The 1245-nt window shown below is 64.6% G+C and carries 2 protein-coding genes and 1 pseudogene; all 3 read right to left on the reverse strand.

Going from position 1 to position 1245, the window contains the following annotated elements; translation table 11 throughout:
- Nucleotides 1-529 (reverse strand): GNAT family N-acetyltransferase (locus AC1D1X_RS23720; RefSeq protein ID WP_477699402.1); only part of this gene is annotated, 529 nt, incomplete at its 3' end.
- A 3-nt stretch (nt 530-532) separates the two neighbouring features.
- On the reverse strand, nt 533-991 hold the full coding sequence (locus AC1D1X_RS23725; protein ID WP_477669471.1) for a hypothetical protein: 459 nt from the start codon (nt 989-991) through the stop codon (nt 533-535).
- A pseudogene (locus AC1D1X_RS23730) lies at nt 991-1245 on the reverse strand (ABC transporter permease); the annotation flags it as partial. The gene AC1D1X_RS23725 and the pseudogene AC1D1X_RS23730, both read right to left, overlap by 1 nt.

The raw sequence follows: 1245 nt of genomic DNA on the forward strand, positions 1-1245 counted from the left end.
CGGAAGGGTGGTCAAACTGTTCACCGGGGCTTTCCTCCATTCCCAAACGGTGCATTACGGCGCGGGAGCGAGCGTTGTTGAGGCTGGTGAAGGCCACGATTTCGTCCAGCTGCAAGACGTCAAACCCGATGCGCAGCGCCAGGCGTGCGGCTTCCTGGGCTAGGCCGTGGCCCCAATAGGGCTGGGCCAGGCGCCAGCCGATTTCAACGCAAGGGTTGAAGGGCAGATCCGCGGTCGGGCTGTTCAGGCCCACGAAGCCGATGAACTGAGGTGCATGGGTGCCCGCTGGCCGGTATTCCGCTGCCCACAGGCCCCAGCCACGTTCGGTGATCGAGGTGCTGATGCGGTCAACCAGCGCGTCACTTTGCGCGCGTGTAAGCGTCGCGGGAAAGTGTTCCATGACCTTGGGGTCTGCATTCAGTGCGGCAAAGGGAGTGCGGTCATCGCCCACCCAGGGGCGCAGGCGTACGCGCGCGCCTGCCAGAAAGGCGGGAGGGACGGCGACGTGGCCTGAGGGCGTGCTGCGCATGGACTAACGCTCTCCTTTGCGGTAGCGATACTGGCCGATTTCTGGACCGACCTCGATGGTGACGCGGCGCAGCCTGTCGTCATGGCCGGAGGCGGCGCGCGCCGTGAGCACGATGCCGCGTGGCGTTGTGCGGCAGGTGAGACCGCTGAGCATGATTTCCGAGTGGTCGTTGTTCAATTCGGCGATCCCCACGGTGTGCCCGGCATGCAGGCTGCCATTGGCATCGCGTGTCATCCACTGGATGTAGAGGAATGATTGTGCGTACTGGTCTGCGTGCACGACGCGGTAGGTGCCCTGGCGGCCTTTGCCCCATGTGCCGCACATTTGCACCCAGCTGACGGCGTCAGGCGTCTTGAAGCTGTCGTAGCTGTAGTCACTGCCCAGTGCCTGCGCGTTGGCGCAGCCCAGTGCCAGCAAGGCTGCCAGCAGTGTGCCGCGTGGGGCAAGGGGTGTCGTCATCATCAGCGTTCGCCTTTTCGGTAAGGTTTCATCAACGCCTGAGGATACGCCGCCTTGCGCGCCACCAGCACCAGCGCCAGGATGGAAAGGGCGTAGGGCAGCATCAGGTACACCTGATAGGGCACATTCACGATGCCCGAGGTTTGCAGGCGCAGCTGCAGTGCGTCGAAAAAGGCGAACAGCAGCGCGCCCAGCAGCGCCTTGCCCGGCCGCCACGAGGCAAACACCACCAGTGCCACGCACACCCAGCCGCGGCC

Source organism: Polaromonas sp. P1_G4, from assembly GCF_056405475.1.

Coding starts and splice junctions, on each gene's coding strand:
- AC1D1X_RS23725 (WP_477669471.1), bottom strand. CDS start 991: ATGATGACGACACCCCTTGCCCCACGCGGCACACTGCTGGCAGCCTTG.